A 22,473-nucleotide genomic window follows, 5' to 3' on the forward strand; every position below is an offset into this window, starting at 1 on the left:
CCACGCCCTCATGCAACCGATGTAGCGGGCCGCACCGCCTGGTCGCGCAACAGATTCATCAGATACGTGCCGTAACCGTTCTTCGAAAGCGGCTGTGCAAGCCGTTCGAGCTGCTCGCGATCGATCCAGCGCTTGCGCCACGCAATCTCTTCGGGGCACGCGATCATCATTCCTTGCCGCTTCTGCAAGGTTGCAATGAAGCTTGTCGCGTCCGTGAGCGAATCGTGCGTGCCGGTGTCGAACCACGCATAGCCGCGCCCCATGATCTCGACGTGCAACTGCTCGCGCCTGAGGTATTGCATGTTGACGTCGGTGATCTCCAGTTCGCCGCGCGCGGAAGGGCGAATGTCTGCGGCAATGTCGCACACGTGGCGGTCGTAGAAATAGAGACCCGTCACTGCGTAATTCGAGCGCGGCGCCTTCGGCTTCTCTTCGATCGAATGTGCCTTGAAATTCGCATCGAACTCCACGACGCCATAGCGCTCCGGGTCGTGCACGTGATATGCGAACACCGTGGCCCCTTCGGTACGCCGGTTCGCGCTTTCCAGTTGCTTCACCAGATCATGGCCGTAGAAGATGTTGTCGCCGAGAATCAGCGCGGAAGGACGCTCCGCCACAAAGCGACGGCCAATCACGAATGCCTGCGCGAGTCCATCGGGCGAGGGCTGCTCCGCATATTCGATGTTCATGCCGAACTGGCTGCCATCGCCCAGCAGCGCGTGGAAGCACGGCAGGTCGCGCGGCGTGGAGATCACGAGCACGTCGCGTATGCCGGCCACCATCAGCGTGGACAGCGGGTAATAGATCATCGGCTTGTCGTAGATGGGCAACATTTGCTTCGACACGGCATGCGTGATCGGATAAAGCCGGGTGCCGGAGCCGCCCGCCAGAATGATTCCCTTTCGGTTCACAGCGCTCTCCTTGCGTTTGCCGGCATGCCGTCCGCCACCTGCTGCAATCGCATGCCTTCGCCGATGCCGCGCAGCACGCTGCGTCGTCCTGCCGGCGTGAAGCGCGGGCACTTCACGAGCATGGCGAGCACCGAATACGCCTGCGCCACTGCAGACAACGGAAACCGCAGATTCTTGCGGCTGAAGTAGAGCCGGTTGCGCGTGCAGTAGAACAGGCTGAACGGCGTTTCGTCGCCGCCCGTCGAAAAGCTCACCTTGTGGGCCACATGCGATGCCGGTACATACAGCAGGTGAATGCTGCAACGATTCATACGCCAGACGAAATCGGCGTCGTCGTAGTAGACGAAATAGCGTTCATCCATCATGCCCACGCGTGCAAATACGCTTGCGTGCAGCGCCATGAAGCACGTAGGCGCGTACTCGGAGAAGCGCGTGTGGTCGAACTGACCGTGGTCTTCGTCGCCGTCGCCCACGTGCGTGGTAATGGCTTTCAGCGGCCAGAAGCGGCCACCCGCGCACCAGATGCGATTGGTGCCGTGATACGTGATCTTCGGAAACGTGGCGAGCGACGCGCCGTCGCGTATCGGTTCGATCAGCCGGGCGATGGTCTGCGGGTCGCGAAACTCGACGTCGTTGTTGGCCAGCAGCACGTACTCGCAGTCGTCTTCGAGCGCCATCGCAATGCCCTGGTTGTTGCCGCGCGCCACGCCCACATTCGCGTTGTTGAACAGCACGCGCGCGTCGATGCCCGCTTCGGCCGCGAGCTTGCGGGCCAGCACACTGCCGCTGTCGTTCGCGCTGTTGTCGATCACGTAGAGCGTCATGTCCACGCCCTCTTGTGCTTTGAGGCTCGCAAAGAAGTCCTCCAGCACGGCGTCCGACTGATACAGCACCGTGACCACGCCAACGCGACGCCTGGTACGCTCCATGTTCATGTTCCGGCGCTCCTTGGCTCAAGCCGCACGGCTTGCGCGATACAGGCCGCGGGCCTGCATCTCCACGATGCTGCGTTCGTAGCGGTCCGGCTGCACCTCCTGCGCGTCCACCCACTGCGCGAAGCGCTTGATGCCCTCATCGAAGTTCACCTTCGGCGTATAGCCCAGCCGTTCGCGCGCACGTGTGAGGTCGGCGTAGTTGTGGCGGATGTCGCCCAGCCGGAATGCGCCCGTCACCTTGATGGGCACGTCGCTGCCGTAGAGTTCGCGCAACTTGCGGGCCACGTCAATCACGGGTGTGCGTTCGCCCGAGCCGATGCCGAACACGTAGTCGTTCGCTTCGCTACGAATCAGCGCGGCATGGGTGGCGTCTACCACGTCATCGATATAGACGAAGTCCCGGCTTTCCAGCCCATCTTCGAACACGCTCACCTCGTGGCCGTTCTTGATACGCGTAGAGAAGATGGAAAGAATGCCGGTGTAGGGATTCGAGAGCGACTGACCCGGTCCATAGACGTTCTGATAGCGCAGTGCAGACGCGCCGATGCCAATGGAGCGGCACACGGTCATCACCATCAGTTCCTGGTCGTACTTGGTGATGCCGTACACCGATGACGGATGGATCTTCGAGTCCTCGTCTGTCGGCAAGCACTCCAGCGGCTCGCCGGATACGGGGCACAGATGATCGAAGCGCCCCTCGCGCAGGTCCTCTTCGCGGCGCGCGCCGGGATAGACGATGCCGGCCGCCGGCGAACGGTATTTGCCTTCGCCGTAGATCGCACGCGACGACGCAACCACGACCTTCTTCACCGTGTTCTCGCGGTTCTTCACGAGAATGTCCAGCATCAAGCCGCAGCCGCCCACGTTCACGTCCACGTAGTGACTGACTTCGTACATGGACTGACCAGTTCCCGTTTCCGCAGCAAGATGCACGATGGCGTCCTGGCCTTGCATCGCACGTTCGAGCGCGCGCCGGTTCGCAACCGACCCTTCGATGAAACGCACCGATGGGTCCAGCGACAGAAACAGCGCCGACTTGTGATACGGGTCGTCGCCGTGAATCTGCTGCGAGAGGTTGTCGAGCACCGTGACGTTGGCGTTCTGCTTCGCCAGCTTGTTGGCAAGGTGCGATCCGATGAATCCGGCGCCGCCGGTAATGAGTACGTTCATGATTCGCTTCGCTCCCATGTTCGCGTCTGCCAGTCAAAGCGCTTGATGATGCGAGCCGGATTTCCGGCCACTACGCTGAAGTCCGGCACATCTCGTGTCACTACGGAATGGCTGCCCACCACCGCGTGGCGTCCAATGGCTACGTTCGGCAGGATCACCGACCCGAAGCCGATAAAGCTGCCGGCGCCGATCACGACGCGATTGCCGCGCGTCCTCACACGACAGCCGATGCGCACAGGGTCGTGAACGTCCTCGTACGGATGCTCGACGTCCACAATTGCGCACCCTCCGGTAATCGTGACGTCATCCTGAATTTCGATGGACGACCCGCAGACGATGTGCACGTTCTGCTCGATGTTCACGTCGTTGCCGATGGTGAGATTCGGAGGCGCGGCGGGATCCGTCAGGATCAGTTCGATGCGCGCGCCCTGGCGGATCAGTACGCGTTCGCCGATCCACGCGTGATGCACGTTAGCGAGCAGCATCGGCCTGAAAATCGCGCTGCCTTTACCCACCTTCGCGAACGCGTGCGCGTACCAGAGTTGCGTTTTTGCGCGGTAGTAAGCGAGCTGCAGCGCGTTGATCCGGTCTATCCCGCGCAGTTCGCCGAAGCGGGCAATGGGGCCGGTCAGGACGCTCATGCCCGCACCGGCTGTCGGCCGGCCATCTGCTTCGCGAAGGTGTATAGCGGCCGCAGCGTGCGCGGCCAGCGCCGCATCGCGTACAACCCTTCCTGTTTCGCGCCCACACGCGCGAACTTCACGCTGGTTTCAATGCAGCGCTCGAATGCTTCGTAGTGGCCGTTTTCCAGATACAGAATGGCCGAGCGCAGGAAAAGCCTGGCCCGGGCCCGATCGGTCACGTCTTTTGCCATGCCCATGGCGTCGGCCATCTCGAAAGTGCGCATCATGTCGCGGATGCTGGTTTCGTGCCGCGCGGGGTTGCGGATGACCGTGGACGTGAATCCATTCGGGTTCACGCGATACAAGCCGAGTTCCTCGTCCAGATAGCGCGCCTGCGTGCCATGAAACGACTGCAGCAGATTGGCGACGTCCGCCACCACTTCCAGTTGGAGGTCTACGGCATAACGCTTGCGCAGCGCCGTGCGGAACATCGTGGAACTCGTGAAGAAGAAGGGGCCGTTCTCGATCATGTATTCGCCGTCGAACACCGGCGGCTTCACGCGCGGCAACGGGAAGTCCACGGGTTCTTTCGTCATGGCATTTACGGTGCGCATGCGGTGCGTGACCATGCCGAACTCGCGCTGCGTTTCCAGAAACTCGTACTGCCGCGCCAGCTTGCCGGGCAGCATGAGATCGTCGCCGTCGATGCAGGCGATGTATTCGCCGCGCACCGGCGCAATGGCGTCGGCGAAATTACGCGAGTAGCCCACGTTGTGCTCGTGCCGCACGATGCGGATGAGGTGCGGGTAACGCGCCTTGAACGATTCGATGACGGCGAGAGATGCGTCCCTCGAACCGTCGTCGCTCACAATCACTTCGAACGGCACGTCGATCTGCTGGGAGACCACGCTGTCCAGGCATTCGCCGATATATTTCTCCAGGTTGTAGCATAGGACTACTACCGAGATAACCGGCTGATCGGGCGTTTTGACGTGTGATGCGCTCATGGCGGTCCCTTTTAGTTCAGCACGAAGCGTCCGGCCAGGTCGCGGGCCTTCCGCTGCAAAATGGGCGACACGGCCACCGCGGCCGCCACCATCAACAGCCAGATGCAGGGCAACAGGAAGAACAAGGCAATGCGCGGCTGTTGCGAGAGGTCCGCGTAGTGGAACGCCACGCCGAGCAGGCCCACCACCGCTACGCGCGTAAACAGCCCCTTGTACCAGGCCAGGTTAATGCCGGGCAGAAACTTGCGATGCACGATACTCACCCAGACAAGCAACTGATAAACGTTGACCGCGAGCCACGCGTAGCCCACGCCACGCGCGCCAAGATGAAGCGCGCCGAACAGCACCGCCGGCACGAGAATCGAGATGAACAGCAGGTTGCCCTTGATGTGGAGCGACAGGTTGCCGGCCGCGTATTGCACGAGAAACGACAATCCCGCAATGGCAGAGCACGCGTTGCCGACCGCATAGCATTGCAGCACGCGCCACGCTTCCGGCGTGGAAGGCGCACTGGCCGACCACAGTTTCATCACGAGGTCCGGCATGCACGCGAAGATGGTGGCCACCGGAATCACGGCGATCATCATGATTTCGCTCGCGAGGAAGTAGCCAGGCCCAACCTCGGCTTTTTCGCTCGCGCTATCTGCCGTGAAGCGTGGAATGAACGCCTGCTCGATGGGGCTCGCCATCAGCAAAATGCCGCTCGCGAGCAGCGTCGCCATGCTGAATACGCCGAACGCGGAAAGCGGCAGGATCTTCGAGAGAATGAGCTTGTCGATCTGCGTGGACGTGGCCCACACAAGCGCGGAAAACGCGATGGAAAGCGACAGCTTCGCGCGGGCCATCAGCACGGCGCGCGAGAAGGTGCGCGTAAGAAGCGGTGCGTCGATGGCGCGGCCGAGCAGCAGACGCATCGTGAGGCTCTCGCCCACGATTGCGCCCAGTTGCCACAGAAAGAACACCTCCACGCGCGGCCACACCGATATCACCGCCACCACGAGCACGGCTCGAATAATGGCGAACGTCACCACCACGACATTGAGCGTGGCCTGGCGGTTGATACCCACCATACCGCCGCGATACAGCGACGAAAGCCAGCGCGCGGAGACGGTGAACATCATCAGCACGAACGCGATCCTGATTTCACCTGCCGGCAGCGCCTTCGCGTTGAGCCAGTCCGCCGCGAAGAACGGCGCGGCGGCGAGCGAGCAGAGAATCAGGACCGAACACGTGCCCGCCACGAATTTTTCGAGCGACTGCAACAGCAGGCGTGCTTCCTTCCTCGACGCGCTGTCGCGCATACGCGCAAGCTCCCGTGTCAGCGTGGGCGAAAGACCGAAGTCGAGCACCTGCACCCAGGCGAGCAGCACGGCATTGAAAGCGATCAGGCCATATGCCTCCACCCCGAGGTGGCGAACATAGGTGGGCACCATGACAAGACCGAGCGCGACGGTCACGGCCTGCCCTGCATAGTTGGCGATCAAACTCCGTTTGAGCATCGTGATTGGCGTGAAGGATGGAGGTGGGTTGAAACGGTATGCTGCGCTGCATCTACCGGACCACTGTAACGACGGAAGATGCCGAGTAATGTACGGAGTCGAACACACCCCCTGGCACGAATCGGTCATACAGCGGCTTGCAGCAAGGCTTTGCGCGAGAGCGGCAAACCAGGACCCGCGGGCGTTACACGCATGGGGACGGCAACAGGCCGGGCGTATACTCGCCGCAGCAATGGGTCCGGTATTGACGGCACCAACGGAAGGAAGCGGCCGGCAAAATTTCCCGCTTCGCGCCACGCGTCGAATTGCGCCGCGAATCTGCCACTGTTCGACGAACCGGCGTGCCATGCGGTCGTGGCAAACTTCTGCTGTCGATTCCGCTACCGGTAACGAAGTCGGCACCGTGCTGCCCCCACCCGCAGCCCTTTCTCCGTGAGCGCCATGTACTTCCTCATCATTCTCGCCGTGCTGCAGGTCCTCGCGATCATCGTCGTCGTGGCGCTGTGCGTAGCGGCCCGGCGCGCCGATGAGCGCACCGAGCGCATGCTTACGCGCGACGAAATCGCTGCACGGCGGCAGACGTCCGGCGTACCCTACAGCACGCCGCTCAAGACGCCCACGTGGCTGGCCGCGGGCCGGTGGCTGGCGCGCGTCTTCGGCTACGGCAGTAGCGGCGGCACGCGCAGCTAAACCCGGGCCACGCGAAAAACGCGGCACGCGCATTGCTGCCGTCGCATTCCGCTTCAATTCAACGCTCCCGCAGACCGATGCATGCCCCACAGGTCTGGCCCCACGGCAGGGAACCCCAGCCGCTTTTCGAACCGCACCCTCGCCGCGACAAAGTAGAGCGCGAGCGGAAATGCGAGGCCCATGGCCATGCCCGCCGCGAGATGCACATACAGGTTCTCGACATGCAAATGCATGAGCACCACGCGCGCACCTGAAGCGCCAAGAATGTGCCCCAGATAGATCGGCATAGAGGCCACGCCGAGCAGCTTGAGCGCCGCGAACCGTACCGACCCGCTCATCCGTAGCGCGAGCTGGCACACCAGCAGCACGCCCAGCGTAGTGGCCGGCAATGCGCCAATGCCGTTGTAGTCGCCGAGGTCGCGCGCGAAGCCGATGGCAAGCCACAGCATGACGGCCACGAGCGCGATCCAGCCGAGCGCCGACACGCGCGCCACGATGTCGCGAAACTGCCCCGCGAGCAAAATGCCCGCAGCGAAGAACAGGAAGAACTTGAGTGCCGTCGTGAAAATGCCGTAGTCCAGAACGCTGCCGACCACATACGCGACGATGGCGAACGGCACGAGTACAACGCGCTGCGTGCCGGTCACGCATACGAATACCTGGCACAGGAAGAGCGCGTAGAGAAACCAGAATTGCCCGAACGGGTCCCACAGAATCGACATGAGCTGCGCGAGCGTGAACGGATGATTCGTATCACCCGACGCCGCCCACTGCACGAGCCCTTGCAGGATCGACCAGAGCAGATACGGATACACCACCGTCTCCACCTTCCGTGTCAGAAAGCCGAGGCGGCCGCGCTTGAGGCTGCGCTCAACGTGCAGCCCGGACAGAACGAAGAAGAGGGGCATGTGGAACGTGTAGATCGCGTAGTCGGTCTGCGCGATCCACTGGTCCGCGTGCACGATGCCCGCACTCATCAAACCGCGCAGCACATGCCCATACACGACGAGCACAATGCCGATGCCTCGGGCGTAGTCCTCGAAGTCGTCTCTCAACAAACCGATGCCCTCCATGTGGGGCTCATGCAGGGGCTCATGCGGCCACGTGGTTATGGTTCGAGTAGACGGACATGTAGCTGTAGCTGCGCCGTTCGCTACGCCGCAACGGCACCGCGTTGAACACCGCGCCCACCACCCAGGCACCCGCACGTTCCAGCTTGGTCACCGTTTCTTCAATCTCTTCCTCGGTCTGCGTGCCCGAGCGCAATACGAGCACCGTCTTGCCCGCACGATGCGAGACGATGGCCGCGTCGCTCACGGCGAGCAGCGGCGGCGTATCCACGATCACGAGATCGAAGCGCTGCTTGAACTCTTCGAGCAGACTGCGGAAGTGCGGCATCATCAGCAGCTCCGACGGATTGCCCGGATAGCGCCCGCACGAGAGCAGCGACAGCCCGGGCACGCCGGTCTGCCGTATTGCCTGATTGATCTTGAGGCGCCCCGCAAGCAGTTCGGAGAGCCCGTCCGCATTCGGCTGATCGAACAGCGATGCGATGCGGCCGCAGCGCATGTCGGCGTCCACGAGCAGCACACGTCTTGCCGTTTCCGCTTCCAGCACGGCGAGGTTCGCAGCGAGAAAGCTCTTGCCCGTGCCGGGCGTGGGGCCCGTCACCACGATCATGTTGTCCGAGGTCTCCTGCACGTTGAGGTGGAGCGCGGTACGCACACCTCGCAATGCCTCGACGGAAGGGTCTTGCGGAAAGCTGCGCGCCAGCAGCCGCTGTGCGGCGGGCGGCCACGCCACGGCGTCCGAGCGCGCCTGGCGTTCAGCGCCAAGCAGCGGCATGGCGGGCTCCGCCACCACGGCCCCCGCGCCCGCCGCGGATGCCGAACGATCCAGCCGCGCCTGCTGCGCGCTGTAGAGGATCGACCCGAACACGGGCACGCTCATGCTTCGCTCAACGAAACGCGGGTCCGTCACGCCCGTAAACAGGCGGCGCCGCGTGAACACATAGAGTGAACCGATCATCAAGCCAACGCCGCCACTCGCACCCAGCACGAGCGGCACGTCGGGCGAGACGGGATCGGCAGGGCGCACTGCACCGTCCACGATATGCACGTCACCGGTCGTCGCGCCGCGGCGTACCGTCAGTTCCTCGGCCTTGTTGACCATGGCGACGTAGATCGATTCGGCCACCTTCGCACTACGCGTGAGGTCCGCGCTGGTGCGCTCCGACTCCGGCATGCTGTTGAAGCGCGCATCGAACTGGGCCTTTTGCGCGTTCAACTGCGCAAGCTGCTGGTCGATGTTCTGCACCGGCGGGCTGCCGGGCTGGAAGTGCTGGAGCAGTTGCGTGCGTTGCAGTTGCAGTGTCGCGATCTGCCGCTGGAAGTCGATGCCGCCCTGCAGGTACGACTGCGATTCCGCGGTCGGTTGCAGCGAACCCACCTTGGCGCGATAGTCGGTGAGCCGCGTTTCGGCCTGCTTCAGTTCATCGCGCAGCCGCGGCAATTCCTGGTTGATGAAGTCGAGCGTCTTGCTGTCGTTCGCGCGGCGTTGCGTGACGGTAGCCGCCACGTAGCCCTGCGCAATGGCGTTGGCCACATTCGCGGCCGTGGCGGCGTCGCTGCTTTCGAACGAGATCTGCACCACACCGGTTTCCTTGCCCTTTTCCACGACCTTGAGGTCCTTCGAAAAGCGCTTGATCGCATTCACTTCGTTCAGCGGCGTAACGTAGAACTCCGTGCCGGGCCGCGCATCGAGCTGCGTGACGACCATCGAAACAGGACCATCGGCGGCGGGCGCGCCCGCGGACCCCGTGAGCAGCGCATTGCCGTCGGGATCGAGCAGCACGTAGCGGCCATTTTCGAGGACGCGCAGGCGCAGCCGGTTGTTTTCGAGCGTATAGGGCACATGCACGGACTCGACACGAATGCGCTCGCCTCCCCAGGCGAACGCATCGAGCCCGAACCAGGGACGCGACGGCTTGCCGGGCGAAGCGAGCTTCTCCGCGATCGTGCCAAGCACCGGCACCTTGCGCGGCGTGACGCTCACTTCGTAGCCGAACTGCCGCATCACGGGCTCCAGCACCCGGCGGCTTTGCATCATGGCGATTTCCGCATCGGTTGCGAGCGGCTTCTGCCCCACCACGATCTCGCCTTGCTGCGCAATGCCGAACGCGTTGGGGTCCTGCGCCTCCACGCGCACCAGCACGTTCGCCGAGTAAGTGGGCTTCATCAGGAACACCACTGCTGCAGCGAGAACGACCGTTCCAGCAGCGATGGCGATGACCGTCCACAAGTGGTCGGATAGCAGGCGGAGTACTTCACGCACGTCAGGCGAGCTGTCGTGCGGTCCTGGTCCTCCCAGATGTCGTGCGTCGATACTGGACGTATTCACGTTTGTCACCCCTCAAGAAAGCAGGATGGTTGGTACAGATTTGCAAAGGCTTTGCAAAAACGACAGGTGTCGTGGTTCATTTGCCCACCGAATAAATGAGGTACAGACTCGTCATGGTCGGCAGCAGCTGTTCCAGCAGGCGGTTGAAGCGTGCGACTTCCGCCGTGCCCACGTACACCACGTCGAGCGGTTGAAGCTCGAATTCAGTGGAAAGCAGAATTGCGTCCACCTGCGTCATATCGAGCTGATAAATGGTTGGCTTGCGCGGATCGTTCGGCGTGCGCCGGATCACGAGAATCTGGCGCGGCTGCGCCGCACGCGGGTCGATGCTGTTCACGTCCGCAATGGCATCGGCGAGCGTGAGCTTGCCCTTGTTCATGAAGAGCGTTTGCGGCTTCGTCACTTCACCCAGCACGAACACGCGGCTCGCGTTGTGGTCGGGCACGTAGAGAATGTCGCCTGCACGCAGCACGATGTTCTGCGATACGTCGCCGCGGTCCAGCGTGCGCTGCACGTCGAGCGTGTAGACCTTGCCGTCGCGCGTGAGCTGCACGCGCTGCAAATCGGCATCGGGCTGCGCGCCGCCGGCACGTGCAATGGCGTCCACCACGGTCATCTTGACGTCGGTGATAGGCATGGTGCCCGGGTTCTTCAGATCACCTGCCAGTTGCACCTGCTGGCTGCGGAACTGCGCGACGCGCACGTCGAGTTGCGGCTTCACCGCGTAGCTGCCAAGCCGCGTGCGCAGCGTGGCGGCAATTTCCCCGGCTGTCATGCCGGCCACGTGCACGCGGCCTACGGTCGGAAAGTAGATCGCGCCATCCGCCGAAACGCGCTCGCCGTTCGGATCCACGAGCGCGCCCGGATTGCCGGCCCCGGTGGGACCGTTCAGCGCATTGGGGTCCGTCACGTTGCCCTGTGTGGCAGCCGTCGCGCCGCCGTTCACCGTGAGTTCGGGGTGCCCCCATACGATGATGTTGAGCACGTCGCCCGCGCCCACCCGGTAATCTCCCTGTCTCGCCACCTCTTGTGGAAGCGCCTGCGTATTGCTCTCGTCGAACTTGATCTGCTGCGCAATGACGCCTGCGTCGATCATATGCACGGGGTAGACCGGCTTTTCCGTGCTCGCTTCGGGCTCTTTCTGCATGCGCGAAGGGTCGAGGTACGGCCCGGGCACTGCGGAACAACCCGCTACTGCCCCACTCACGAGGCAGGCAATGATCCTGTTTTTTCTGCTCATGTCGCTCTTCCGGTAATCGCCGGGCGCTCCAGTCCCGACGAAATGCTCTCCGCTACCGGCCACTGCCGGCATCGAAAATCCACGTTCGAATGGGAAGTTGCCGGCGTCAGGCGCGCGCTTCGAACGAAGCCCGATGCGCGAGGCGCCGCGCACCCGCACTCAGCATTGCGCGGCCTGGGCCAGCCGGCCAAGGTCGAGGCGCGGGCGCGACGGCAACGCCATTGATTCTCGGGAGCCGATGCTTCTGTTCTTTTCTTCTTCAGCAGCGCTGAGGAGCCGCTCGAATTCACGCTTGACGATGCCGTAGCATTCGCAGGCCTGCTCTTCGAGCCCGTCGCGGTCGAGGATGGTGATATGACCACGGCGCTGGCAGATGAGACCCGCGTCGTGGAGCTTGCCGGCGGCTTCGGTTACGCCCTCCCTGCGTACACCGAGCATGGTGGCAATCAGTTGCTGCGTCACGTCGAGCTCGTTGGTCTTGAGCCGGTCCTGCGTGAGCAGCAGCCAGCTGGACACCTGACGCATGATGTGGTGATGCCGGTTGCACAGCGAGCTTTGCGCGATCTGCGTGAGCAACGCCTGGATGTACAGCAGCATCAGCCGGTGAATGAGGCCGTGACGTTCGAATTCGCGCTTGAACGCCTGCGCGCTCATGACGTACGCGTACCCGGCGCTACGCACTTCGATACGTGTGGGCATGGCGAATCCGCCCATGAGTGCGGGCACGCCCACTACGCCTTCATTTCCGACTGCGGCCACTTCGGCGGTGGCGCCGTCGGCCATCAAAAAAATCATGGAAATAATGGCGGTGGCCGGGAAATACACCTGTTTTACAGCCTCGCCGGAATCCGACAGCAATTGGCCGGCTTGCAGCCGCCGCAGTTGCAGGTGAGGAGAGAGAGCATCGAACTCGGCCTCGGGTAGCGCACTGAGCAGGTGGTTCTCGAGTTGCTGGGTCATCAAGTCGGGCATGATCGTTTCCACTGGGTCTGGCCACACGCCTCGTGGGCGTGCGTAGGGTGAAAATGACAGGCTGGCTTACACCGCAGTTACCGCAGTGCACCAGGCGATCTGCCGGTGCATCGGGGCGTCTGGATACCATCCTCCGTTTTGCCGCCGTTCCCAAAGCCAGTTGCATGCCATGTGAATCAATGCCCTGTTTACCAACGATTTTTTTCTGAAGCCATGAAACGGCTTCTACGCGGCATCGCCCGACTGTCTCATATATGAACCATCCGGACGCCAAATGAAGGATATGGATGAGTAGATACAAATAGCTACATTTTGTTGCATTGCGTTCATGCAGATGGAATGCCCCGCCATTAGGGGAATCACGGAATCACGTGTGGCTTGCCGGGCTGCTTCGAGGCCATGAAACACGGCTTGCGGCACATTGCCCGGCGGCCCGAACTGTCTCGTCGATGAAACATTAAAAGGCAAATGAAAGCGATAAGGACGGGCAAGACATATTGCACGACCGGCCTTTTCCCATTAATTCACACGGTAATTCTCTTATTCAGCGGTGCGAGAACCAAACAAAATGAGTTCTTAAGAGAAGCTTAAATATCGCAATTCGCCTTCACTTTGCGTCAGTATTACCGTTTAAAAGAATAATGAAAGCAGATGAATAACGAAATTACTGATGTGGGAAAGCGCACGTCGCATTTCCCATCAGGTGTGGTACACATCGGGCTTCACCGGCCCACGCGTCGCGGCACTCGTCCCGTACCGCGCAGCAAGAACGCACGTGGCCCCTGACAACGACAACACGGACGCTGTCATGCACCTCATCCTGCACCTTCTGCTCTATCTCACAAACTTCGGAGATCCGTATCTCACCGTGCCGCTCGCGGCACTCGTGCTCGCATGGTTCGCCGCGCAGCGCTTCTGGCGGCCGCTGATGACGTGGGCGTGCTGCTTCAGCGCGGGCGCATTGCTCGTAGCAGCGAGCCGCATCGCCCACGCCGGTTGGGGCATGGCGATGCCCGCACTCGACTTCACTGTGATCAGCGGCCACACCATGCTCTCGAGCGCCGTGTACCCCACGCTGCTCGCGCTCTTTGCGAGCCGCAATTCGCCGCGCACGGTCATGGGTCTCTTCGGGCTGGGGTTCGCGTTCGCCATTGCTATCGGCGCTTCGCGCGTGCTGATCGGATTTCACTCCACGTCGGAAGTGGTGAGCGGTCTTGCCATCGGCACGCTCGTATCGCTCGCCACGTGTGCGCCCATCATGATGCGTCAGGCGCGCGAGGCAACGGGCAACGTCACGACGATGCGCGACCCCACGCCATTCACCGCATTCGCGCTGGCGCTCGTGGTGATCTGCCATGGGAAGGTGGCGCCGGTGTCGATATGGATCGATCACAAGGCGCCGCAACTCTCGCAGTGGAGCAGAACGCAGTTCGACGACGCGCGTTGATCGAGACGGAGCGTCATGCTCCTTCTGACGTCGTGCTTCTTCTGATCGGCTCAGACCTGCTTGCCGAAGCTGGAGAGCTTCGAACTCATGCTCACGTTCAGGTCCAGCGCTTCATGGCTCGCGGCCGCCGTGACGGCCGCGGTTTGCGCGGCGAGCGCGGCAGCGGTGGTCGGATCGTTCGCTGCGGGGTCTGTCGCGGCCCCGGAAAGCGCGCCGTGTGCGCCGTCTGCTTCCAGCGCGCCCGGCACTTCGCTCAACACCGCATGGCATGCGGCCAGCACGTGCTCGCGCGCGCCGCGATTGAGCACCTCGTGGTCCATGCCGGGAAAGACGAGCGCCTTCACGTACGGCATACGTCTGAGGCTGCGCCCGCCGATGCCGAAGTACATGTAGAACTCGTCGAGGCTGTGGTCCTCCAGGCTGAACACGAGACGCACGCGCACGCCGGAAGCATCGAGCCGCTTGAACATCGAACGCACCTGGTGGTTCGGTGTGGACGTATAGAACGTGTCGCGCGAGAGCGTTGCAATCGCGGCCTGCACCTGGGCGAGCGCGTGCCGCCACATCGTGTGCAGCACGGGCCGCAGCTGCACTTCGCCCCGTACGACCTGGCTCCACTTCGCCGCGCGAATCATGGAGCGCAGATGCGCGCGCGGCGACCCTCGCGGACGCTGCGTGGCGCCCTGAATCGTGCAGTCCTCGGGCAGCAGGAAGCTCGCAGGGTTCACGAGCACGAGGCCCCGCACGGCGGGGTTCAGCGTGGCGGCGCGCAGGCCCGCATACGCGCCCGCGCAGATGCCCACCACGACGACATGATCGTAGCCCTGGTCCACGAGCCAGTTCGCGGCATGCGAAAGGTCGGCTGCCATCGCACCATAGGAAGTCTGACCGGCCACACGCGTATGCATGGCACCCAGGCTCTCGCCGATACCGTCGGCGTCGATGCGCAGCGACGCGTGGCCGAGTTGCGCCACCTGCCGCGCAAGTTCGACACCGAAGCGGCCGTCGCCCACGTGGTGTGTGGCGCCCGTATTGGCAATCAGCAGCACGGAGCCGTGCCCTTGCGGCCCGCGATGCCGGGTCGGTTCGCAAAGCACGCCGAAAAGGCGCCCGTCGCCGATGCGCAGCGGCGATTCCACGGCGCCTTGCAGCGCGAGCACGGGCGGCACGGAGCTCACGGCGCGCGCCGGCTGCGTGCGCGGCGCGGCGTCTTTCGCGAGCCACGTCGCGACACGGCGCAACGTGGGGTCCGGCGTTTCCGTGAGCCACGGCGGCTGTAGCGTCTGAAGATAGTTCTCGAACGCGATGGAGGTCACGTCGAGGCCCTGTGCGCTCCAGTGCTCCGCGAGATTCGCGCTGCCGTCGCGCAGCCCGCTGTGTGCAATCAGCACGCGTTGCACGGGCGGCGCTTCGAGCTTGCAGAGGTCGAGGTCGCGCAACGTCTGAAGCCCCGCTTCGCTGAAGCGATGACCGAAGATGTCGTGCGCGCCCGCGGCAGGCACCGCATCGGCGCGCGAAATACGGGCTTTTTCACGCCATGTCTGGTGCAGCACGCCCATTTCGCGCATGAAAAGGCGCATGGAAACCACCGGGGCCAGCATGACGAGCGATTCCACGGGCGTGAGCGTTGCGGTCAGCGCGGCCACCGTGGCGCCCAGGCGAAAGCCTGCCAGCGAGACGCGTTCTACCGACGTTTCCCGCTTCAGGTAGTTCACCGCGTCTGCCGCCTCAGCGGCCCATTGAGCGGGGCGCAACCAGTCGCCCGTATCGGCGGAATCGCCTGTGCCCAGATAATCGAAGCGCAGCACGGGCACGCCGCGCGCCGCGAGGTCAATCGCGAGATGGCGTATCGCCTGATGCAGCCACATCGCTTCGTGTCCCGCCGGGTTGCAGAGCACGACGCCCTCGCCACCCTCGGCGTCATGCAGCCAGCCGGCGTGTCCGTTGAAAACGACCGGTCTCATGTCTTTATTTCCTGTTGTGGGTTGACGCGTGGCGTCACGTTGATGTCTCCATCAGCCCTCCCTGCCATTGCAGTATGGGTAAGGAAAATGCATGCGTTGGTGCGTTTTCACACTTACGCGCCGGCGCCCGGCAGGCACGCTGCTGGCTGCATCCTCGGGGGTTAGCGAGCGCCGCGGCGGCCAGTAAGTTGGCTTCCGTACAGAGGTCGAACCCCTCACGCCGTATGGTGATTGCGCATTCTTCGCCAGCATGGAGCCCCGTCGATGAGCACCGAACTTGTGCCACAAGCCGCACGACAGACCAGCACCGCCCCGCACACGACCCTCGTCGTGCAACCCGTGATCCTCGCCGGCGGCGCCGGCACGAGGCTATGGCCGCTGTCGCGCGAGCAGTATCCGAAGCAGCTGATCGAGCTGCTCGGGGAAGAGTCGCTGCTCGCCGCAACGGCGCGGCGGCTGGATGGTCTCGAAACGTCGTGGACCGTATCCGATGAATTGCTGCTCGTGTGCGGCGAATCTCATCGACATATCAGCGCCTCGCAACTCGACGAGTGCGGCAAGTGCGCGCGCATCGTGCTGGAGCCGTGCGCGCGCAATACCGCGCCTGCGCTGACCGCGGCAGCACTCGTTGCCGAGGCGAAAGGCGAAGACGCAATCCTCGTCGTCATGCCTGCCGATCACGCGGTACCGAACGCGGCCGCATTCCAGGAAGCGGTTTCGCGCGCCGCGCGTTACGCGGCCAACGGCGCGGTGGCCACCATCGGCGTATTGCCGCGTCATGCGGAGCCCGGCTACGGCTACATTCGCGTGGGCATGTCGATTGGCGCGGATGGCGGCTACACGATCGAGCGCTTCGTGGAGAAGCCGCATCGCGAGCTGGCCGAACAATACGTGCGCTCGGGCGAATACTGGTGGAACAGCGGCATCTTCGTCGTGCGCGCTTCGGTGTGGCTGAAGGCTATCGAAACGCTGTGCCCCGACATTCACGCAGCCTGTGTGGCAGCGCATCGCAACGCAACCTCGAATGGCCGCTTCGTGCAGTTGCATCCCGAAGACTTCGCGCGTTGCCGCAACGACTCCATCGACTACTCGGTCATGGAACGGCTCGCGGAATGCGGCAACCTGCCGGGCGTCGTGGTGCCCATGGATGCGCCGTGGTCCGACGTGGGTTCATGGGACTCGATCTGGGAAATCATGCCCAAAGACGCGGCGGGCAACGTCTCCCGCGGCCGCGTGATGTTCGAAGACACCACCAACACGTTCGCGCACTCGCAAGGGCGCCTCGTCGCATGCGTGGGGCTACGCGACGTCGTGGTGGTGGAAACGCCCGATGCCGTGCTGGTTGCCGACCGGCGCAATGCCCAGCAGATCCGCAACATCGTTTCGCGCCTGCGCGCGGAGCGCGGTCCCGAGGCCGACAATCACCGCAAAGTGCATCGTCCCTGGGGCTACTACGATTCGCTCGATTCGGGCGAGCGCTTTCAGGTGAAGCGCATCGTCGTGAAGCCGGGCGAAAGCCTCTCGCTGCAGATGCATCACCATCGCGCCGAACATTGGGTCGTGGTGCGCGGCACGGCACAGGTGACGTGCGGCGAGAAGACGTTCCTGCTGACCGAGAACCAGTCGACCTACATTCCGCTCGGCACCGTGCACCGCCTCAGCAACCCGGGCAAGACGCCGCTCGAAATCATCGAGGTGCAGTCGGGCACGTACCTGGGCGAAGACGACATCGTGCGCTTCGACGACAACTACGGTCGGCTCGACAAGGCCGCGGCGACCCAGTCGTCAACGCTGCCGGCGCAGGGGGCGCCGCAGATGCAGGCGCAGGCACACGTCCAGCAACAGCAGCAAGGTCGGAAGAATCCGCGCATTCGCGTAGGCCGCAACGTCAAGACGAGTTGAGCGCCGCGACAGCTTCACGGCGGGCCGTACGAATCGAATCGTGCTGGCATGCAGGGCCCAACGGCGCGTCTCACCGCGCGCCGTGACTCGCCATCAACCGGTACAGCGTGGCGCGCGAAATGCCCAGTTCGCGCGCCGCGCGATGCGGCCGGTCGCCGTGACGCATGAGCGCCACCTCGATCGCCTCGCGCTCGGCAGCGGCCCGCGCCTGCATGAGCGTATTTTCCAGCTCCCCCACGCGGTCCTCCAGTTCGAGGTCCGCGGCCGTGATCACACGCTGCTCCCCCATGACGATGGCCCTCCTGATGCGGTTGATGAGTTCGCGCACGTTGCCGGGCCACGGGTGCTCGTACATCGCGCGGATCGCGCAAGAGGAAAAGCCGCGTATCTGGCGCCGTCCGTCGATGGGCAGGTAGCGGTCCAATACGTGCCACGCGAGCAGCGCGATGTCGCTGCCGCGCTCGCGCAACGGTGGCTGTTCGATGCCGAGCACGCAGAGGCGGTGATAGAGGTCCGAACGAAAACGCCCTTCGGCCACGGCCTCCTCCAGGCTCACGTTGGCCGCGGCGATCACGCGCACGTCGACGTCGATCTGTTCCGTGCCGCCGAGCCGCTGTATGTTTCTCTCCTGCAAAAAGCGCAGCAGGATGGTCTGGCTGTCGAGCGGCAGGTCTGCTATCTCGTCCAGAAACAGCGTGCCCCCGTGCGCGGCTTCCACAAGCCCGATCCGGCGCTGCCAGGCGCCCGTAAACGCGCCGCGTTCGTAGCCGAACAGAATCGACTGCGCGAGTTGCTGCGAAAGCGCACCGCAATTGATGGCCACGAAAGGACCGTTACGCCGCGACGAACGCTTGTGGATCACGTTCGCCGTGAGTTCCTTGCCGGTGCCGGACTCGCCCGAAATCAGCACGGACGCCTCGCTCTTGGCCACCTTCGCGATGGAGCGGAAGAGTTCTTTCATGGCGTCGCAGGCGCCTACGATCTCGCCGTCCATGCTTTCGCCGGGCGGCGGCGTGTCTTCGAGCATCGCCATGCTGTGTTCGCGCTCCACGGCCTCCACGATCCGTTCCGTTTCGCACGGCAGCGCGACGAAGCGCGAGAAATAGCTGTGGATGGCATGACGCAGCGCTTCGCTTCCCGTCTGGCCCGGGCCCACCACGCCAACCCAGCCGGGCTCACGTCGGATGAATGACGAGCGGAACGTGGCGATTTCGAGCGGCGAGAAGCCGCTCGCGAAGTCGAACACGCCCACGGTGGGGCGGTTGCGCGCCAGCTGGCGCCGCAACTGGCTCGCGGAGTTCGCGATCATCACGTTCCAGCCGTGCTGCAGCAGCACGTCGCCGAGCCCGTCGGCGGGCGCGCGCGAAACGAGCACCAGCGAGCGGCGAGCAGGCGCATTCATGACCGCAGGCTCATGCTGAAATCCATGCGCCGCGCGAAGGCCGCGCGACGCGAACGTACGCGACTCATACGAGGAAAAGCACCTCGGCCGATTTCAATGAGGGTCGCAATACGCATTGAAAAGCGCGCCACATGAAACCGTAATGGCGCGCTCGTGAATTCACGGCACGGCAACGCAAATCGACCGGCAAATGCAGGAGCGTAAAAATTGCCATGCGAAAATAGAACCCTAAACATATCTACCGACTCGCCGTTGATTGAAAAAATCCACGCTTGAATTGTTGTGCTCACCGCTTTTCATCGAGCCTGCTATAGACATAGTTTGAAACGCCATTAACAAACGCTCACGAAACCGCAGTCGCAGCGGTCGCGAATACGAGCAACAAAGAAAGCACGGGCCGCAGCCTCATCGCGGGCTGCGAACCGTTATCCAACCCTTGTTTTGCGGGCTTTTGTGCAATCTGACGCGCTGCGCCGAAGGCGCTGCTTTCGTCAGCGGGCAGCTAAATTTCCAGTACGCAGAAAACGAACTTTCAATTGCCGTAGCGGACGCCAACGCAGTTTGACTGCGCGCTGGCGAGAGAATAATTGCAGCCGTGCTGCCGGTACTTATGTACGCTACCGAACCGAATATGACCCTCCTCGTAAATAGCATCGCCGTAACATATACAGCCCCCTGGCTTTATATGCCGCTGCAAATCAGGCAATAAATACCGCATTAACATTGATACAGGTAAATATCCGCGGTGATGGCCGGCATCGGGAATGATCGAGGCCTGCGGGGCTTGAGTGGGTGCCATGGTCATCAGCGCGTTGCGAAGCGGCGGTGTCGTGCCCGCAGGGTGACGACGCGGGAGTTCGCCGTTCGATGCACTACCCTACTGCGCCCGCTTCCCGTCCGGCTAGCGGCGCTTACATCCTGTTGCTCCTGCAACAGTTTCCACCGGCTTGTGACAGCCTTTTACGTCGCAGCCCCAGTGTGCCGGACTGACCGTTGTATCCGGGCATCGCATCCACCCTGGAAGGCGATGCGCGACTGCCGAGGGCACCGTGGCAACCCTGCTCACTGAAACAGACGTTCGTGCGAATGAGGGCTTCACCAGGCTCTCAACAGAACAGTTGCACGAACTAAAAGAACGCGGCTTCGTCACCGTACGTGCGATCGCCCCACCGGCCGACGTCGCCATCATGGACGCCGTGATCCGCGACCTGCTCGCGCGCGGCGTGGGCTTCAAGGAAGGCGCACGCCGCGATCTGGTGGACCCGGAAGATGCACGCAGCGCGAACAGCCTGACGGAACTCGTGCGGCCGCAGAATTACGCAGCCGTACTGCGCCGCAGCGCCTACTTCGAATCCGCTTACGCCATTGCGCGCCAGGTGCTGGGCGGCGACGCGGAATTCGCGTTCGACCACGCCATTCTCAAGCCGGCCTTTCACGGGGCCGAAACGCCCTGGCATCAGGACGAGGCGTATCAGGCCGAACGCGATAGCGAGCGCGACCAGATCGCGTTCTGGATGCCCACCACTATCGCGACCGTCGAAAACGGCTGCATGCGCTACATACCGGGCTCGCACAAGCTTGGGGTGCATCCCCATCAGCCGCTGGGCGGCGACACGCGCGTTCACGCGCTGCAATGCATTGGCGACTTCGATCCGGACAGCGCGGCGTACTGCCCGCTACAGCCCGGCGACGCCGTGATTCACGCCGGCCGCACGCTGCACTCCGCAGGCCCCAACCTGACCGCGGACCCACGGCTCGCCTATATCCTCGTATTCGCCGGCCCTTCGCGCCGACCCGCCGCGCCACGCGACCACAGCTGGTTGAAGCGGCCCAACGAGACGGCCGCGAGGCGTCGCAAGCTGTGGCTCTGGCGAGGCGGCGCCGTGATCGAGCTGGCACGACGCGTGGCGCGCAACCGCTATTACCATCCGGCGTTTTATGTGGGACGGCTGCGGCGTCTGCTGGCGCGGCAGAGCCGGACGTAAGCCCTTAGCCGCTGCCCGCGCTTGCCGTGCGAGCTTCCCGAGAAGGCGCTACATTGATCGCCATTCACTTCACGAGGAGCCGCGCATGTCCGACGTCAAGGCGAATTCCGCTTCGTCCGCGCCCGTGCAACACAGCGTGCAGCCTGTTCGCGAGCAAACGCACCATCTCGCGATGGCCGCGCGGCTCGACGCCGCCATCGACCGCGCGCTCGACGAGCAACGCATCGTGGGCACCGTGGTGCTCGTGGCGCACCGCGGCGAACGCGCCTACGCGCGCGCCGCAGGCCTCGCGGACCGCGAGGCGCACGTCGCCATGCGCGAAGACAGCCTGTTTCGCCTTGCCTCCGTCACGAAGCCCGTCGTGAGTCTTGCCGCGATGCGGCTCGTGGAAGAAGGCAAGCTTGCGCTGGACGACGCCGTCACGAAATGGCTGCCCGACTTCACGCCGCATCTGCTGTCGGACGGCCGCAGCACTGCGCCGCGCATCACGATCCATCAGTTGCTCACGCACACGGCGGGGCTGCGCTACGGCTTTCACGAGCCGCCCGATTCGCCGTATCACCAGTTCGGCATTTCCGATGGCATCGACCACGTGCCGTTCGATCTCGACGAAAACCTGCGCCGCATCGCGAAGGCCCCGCTCGTCTACGCGCCCGGCACGTCATGGCGTTATTCGGTGGCCATCGACGTGCTCGGCGCGGTGCTGGAGCGCGTCACGCACATGACGCTGCCGCAGGCGGTGGAAGCGCTCGTCACGAACCCCCTTGGCATGCGTCAGACGACCTTCCACGTGCCGCCCGGCACGCCGCTCGTCGTGCCCTACGCCAACAGTTCGCCTGCGCCTGTGAAGATGCATGACGACATGGACGTGTTCCTGCCGCCCGAAGTGGGCTACGCGGTGCGCTTCTCGCCTTCGCGCGCATTCGACGCTCACGCCTTCCCCTCGGGCGGCGGCGGCATGATCGGCACCGCGCCGGAGTTGCTCCAGTTCTTCGAGACCATTCGCACGGGCGGTGCGCCCGTCGTCTCGCCGGAAACGGTGGCGCTCATGATGAAGAACCACGTACCCCCGTCCATCGAGACGCGCGGGCCCGGCTGGGGCTTTGGATACGGCTGGGGCGTGATCCACGATGCCGCGCTCGCGCAGACGCCGCAACCGGCGGGCACGATTCAATGGGGCGGCGTGTACGGCCACATGTGGTTCGTGGACCCGATCAACCAGTTCACGGTGGTGGCCTTCACGAACACCGCGTTCGAAGGCATGCGCGGCCAGTTCAGCACCGACGTGCGCGACGCCATCTACGGCGCCGCGCCCATCCGTTAGTGC

17 protein-coding genes are annotated in these 22,473 nt (G+C 63.5%); 5 read left to right on the forward strand and 12 right to left on the reverse strand.

Features of this window, described 5'->3' with window-relative positions; all coding sequences use genetic code 11:
- Window positions 1-8: 8 nt before the first annotated feature.
- From rfbA to P2869_RS29940, 6 genes are read right to left on the reverse strand one after another with little or no spacing between them, the layout of a single operon-like run.
- Window positions 9-911: a glucose-1-phosphate thymidylyltransferase RfbA gene (gene rfbA, locus P2869_RS29915; protein WP_277598872.1), complete on the reverse strand. Its 903-nt coding sequence runs from the start codon at window positions 909-911 to the stop codon at window positions 9-11.
- Entirely contained in the window at window positions 908-1,846 is a 939-nt protein-coding gene (locus tag P2869_RS29920; protein WP_017774713.1) for a glycosyltransferase family 2 protein, read from the reverse strand. Before P2869_RS29920 ends, rfbA begins: the two co-directional genes overlap by 4 nt.
- An 18-nt stretch (window positions 1,847-1,864) precedes the next feature.
- Window positions 1,865-3,016 carry an NAD-dependent epimerase/dehydratase family protein gene (locus tag P2869_RS29925; RefSeq protein WP_277598873.1) on the reverse strand — a complete coding sequence of 384 codons (1,152 nt, stop codon included), beginning with the start codon at window positions 3,014-3,016 and terminating at the stop codon, window positions 1,865-1,867.
- Window positions 3,013-3,657 (reverse strand): acyltransferase, encoded by a 645-nt coding sequence (locus tag P2869_RS29930; RefSeq protein ID WP_126875395.1) that lies wholly within the window; start codon window positions 3,655-3,657, stop codon window positions 3,013-3,015. Before P2869_RS29930 ends, P2869_RS29925 begins: the two co-directional genes overlap by 4 nt.
- Window positions 3,654-4,646 carry a glycosyltransferase gene (locus P2869_RS29935; RefSeq protein WP_277598874.1) on the reverse strand — a complete coding sequence of 331 codons (993 nt, stop codon included), beginning with the start codon at window positions 4,644-4,646 and terminating at the stop codon, window positions 3,654-3,656. Before P2869_RS29935 ends, P2869_RS29930 begins: the two co-directional genes overlap by 4 nt.
- Before the next feature lie 11 nt (window positions 4,647-4,657).
- Complete coding sequence (locus P2869_RS29940) at window positions 4,658-6,145, reverse strand: hypothetical protein (RefSeq protein WP_277598875.1); 1,488 nt, start codon at window positions 6,143-6,145, stop codon at window positions 4,658-4,660.
- 441 nt (window positions 6,146-6,586) lie between these two features.
- Between P2869_RS29940 and P2869_RS29945 the strand changes: the two genes are divergently transcribed.
- Window positions 6,587-6,835, forward strand: a complete 249-nt coding sequence (locus tag P2869_RS29945; protein ID WP_277598876.1) for a hypothetical protein — start codon at window positions 6,587-6,589, stop codon at window positions 6,833-6,835.
- Window positions 6,836-6,888: 53 nt separating this feature from the next.
- Here P2869_RS29945 and P2869_RS29950 read toward each other — a convergent pair whose 3' ends face one another.
- The 4 genes from P2869_RS29950 to P2869_RS29965 form a co-directional block, all read right to left on the reverse strand.
- Window positions 6,889-7,908, reverse strand: coding sequence for an acyltransferase (locus P2869_RS29950; RefSeq protein WP_017774707.1), 1,020 nt, complete (start codon window positions 7,906-7,908; stop codon window positions 6,889-6,891).
- Window positions 7,909-7,927: 19 nt separating this feature from the next.
- Window positions 7,928-10,168: a polysaccharide biosynthesis tyrosine autokinase gene (locus tag P2869_RS29955; protein WP_277598877.1), complete on the reverse strand. Its 2,241-nt coding sequence runs from the start codon at window positions 10,166-10,168 to the stop codon at window positions 7,928-7,930.
- A gap of 142 nt (window positions 10,169-10,310) precedes the next feature.
- Entirely contained in the window at window positions 10,311-11,474 is a 1,164-nt protein-coding gene (locus P2869_RS29960; protein WP_277598878.1) for a polysaccharide biosynthesis/export family protein, read from the reverse strand.
- A gap of 159 nt (window positions 11,475-11,633) precedes the next feature.
- Window positions 11,634-12,446, reverse strand: a complete 813-nt coding sequence (locus P2869_RS29965) for a Crp/Fnr family transcriptional regulator (protein ID WP_033350732.1) — start codon at window positions 12,444-12,446, stop codon at window positions 11,634-11,636.
- A gap of 808 nt (window positions 12,447-13,254) precedes the next feature.
- On the opposite strand from P2869_RS29965, the gene P2869_RS29970 reads away from it, so the two are divergent.
- Entirely contained in the window at window positions 13,255-13,893 is a 639-nt protein-coding gene (locus tag P2869_RS29970) for a phosphatase PAP2 family protein (RefSeq protein ID WP_161978058.1), read from the forward strand.
- Between the two features lie 50 nt (window positions 13,894-13,943).
- Here P2869_RS29970 and P2869_RS29975 read toward each other — a convergent pair whose 3' ends face one another.
- Entirely contained in the window at window positions 13,944-15,857 is a 1,914-nt protein-coding gene (locus P2869_RS29975; RefSeq protein ID WP_277598879.1) for an alpha/beta hydrolase, read from the reverse strand.
- 264 nt (window positions 15,858-16,121) lie between these two features.
- Between P2869_RS29975 and P2869_RS29980 the strand changes: the two genes are divergently transcribed.
- Window positions 16,122-17,759, forward strand: coding sequence for a mannose-1-phosphate guanylyltransferase/mannose-6-phosphate isomerase (locus P2869_RS29980; RefSeq protein ID WP_126875401.1), 1,638 nt, complete (start codon window positions 16,122-16,124; stop codon window positions 17,757-17,759).
- Window positions 17,760-17,829: 70 nt separating this feature from the next.
- Here P2869_RS29980 and P2869_RS29985 read toward each other — a convergent pair whose 3' ends face one another.
- Window positions 17,830-19,161 (reverse strand): sigma-54 dependent transcriptional regulator, encoded by a 1,332-nt coding sequence (locus P2869_RS29985; RefSeq protein ID WP_126875402.1) that lies wholly within the window; start codon window positions 19,159-19,161, stop codon window positions 17,830-17,832.
- Window positions 19,162-20,279: 1,118 nt separating this feature from the next.
- On the opposite strand from P2869_RS29985, the gene P2869_RS29990 reads away from it, so the two are divergent.
- The gene (locus P2869_RS29990) at window positions 20,280-21,146 is read left to right on the forward strand and encodes a phytanoyl-CoA dioxygenase family protein (protein ID WP_277598880.1); all 867 of its coding nucleotides are present in this window, start codon (window positions 20,280-20,282) and stop codon (window positions 21,144-21,146) included.
- Window positions 21,147-21,231: 85 nt separating this feature from the next.
- On the forward strand, window positions 21,232-22,470 hold the full coding sequence (locus P2869_RS29995; RefSeq protein ID WP_277598881.1) for a serine hydrolase domain-containing protein: 1,239 nt from the start codon (window positions 21,232-21,234) through the stop codon (window positions 22,468-22,470).
- The last annotated feature ends 3 nt before the right edge of the window (window positions 22,471-22,473 follow it).

Origin of the sequence: Paraburkholderia sp. SUR17 (assembly GCF_029536165.1) — a bacterium.
In the GTDB taxonomy this organism is placed as follows: domain Bacteria; phylum Pseudomonadota; class Gammaproteobacteria; order Burkholderiales; family Burkholderiaceae; genus Paraburkholderia; species Paraburkholderia kururiensis.

Bases quoted from the DNA above. Each gene is read 5' to 3' on its own strand.
- P2869_RS29920 (WP_017774713.1), bottom strand. From the start codon at position 1,846: ATGAACATGGAGCGTACCAGGCGTCGCGTTGGCGTGGTCACGGTGCTG.
- P2869_RS29925 (WP_277598873.1), bottom strand. From the start codon at position 3,016: ATGAACGTACTCATTACCGGCGGCGCCGGATTCATCGGATCGCACCTT.
- P2869_RS29930 (WP_126875395.1), bottom strand. From the start codon at position 3,657: ATGAGCGTCCTGACCGGCCCCATTGCCCGCTTCGGCGAACTGCGCGGG.
- P2869_RS29935 (WP_277598874.1), bottom strand. From the start codon at position 4,646: ATGAGCGCATCACACGTCAAAACGCCCGATCAGCCGGTTATCTCGGTA.
- P2869_RS29940 (WP_277598875.1), bottom strand. From the start codon at position 6,145: ATGCTCAAACGGAGTTTGATCGCCAACTATGCAGGGCAGGCCGTGACC.
- P2869_RS29945 (WP_277598876.1), top strand. From the start codon at position 6,587: ATGTACTTCCTCATCATTCTCGCCGTGCTGCAGGTCCTCGCGATCATC.
- P2869_RS29950 (WP_017774707.1), bottom strand. From the start codon at position 7,908: ATGGAGGGCATCGGTTTGTTGAGAGACGACTTCGAGGACTACGCCCGA.
- P2869_RS29960 (WP_277598878.1), bottom strand. From the start codon at position 11,474: ATGAGCAGAAAAAACAGGATCATTGCCTGCCTCGTGAGTGGGGCAGTA.
- P2869_RS29965 (WP_033350732.1), bottom strand. From the start codon at position 12,446: ATGCCCGACTTGATGACCCAGCAACTCGAGAACCACCTGCTCAGTGCG.
- P2869_RS29970 (WP_161978058.1), top strand. From the start codon at position 13,255: ATGCACCTCATCCTGCACCTTCTGCTCTATCTCACAAACTTCGGAGAT.
- P2869_RS29975 (WP_277598879.1), bottom strand. From the start codon at position 15,857: ATGAGACCGGTCGTTTTCAACGGACACGCCGGCTGGCTGCATGACGCC.
- P2869_RS29980 (WP_126875401.1), top strand. From the start codon at position 16,122: ATGAGCACCGAACTTGTGCCACAAGCCGCACGACAGACCAGCACCGCC.
- P2869_RS29985 (WP_126875402.1), bottom strand. From the start codon at position 19,161: ATGAATGCGCCTGCTCGCCGCTCGCTGGTGCTCGTTTCGCGCGCGCCC.
- P2869_RS29995 (WP_277598881.1), top strand. From the start codon at position 21,232: ATGTCCGACGTCAAGGCGAATTCCGCTTCGTCCGCGCCCGTGCAACAC.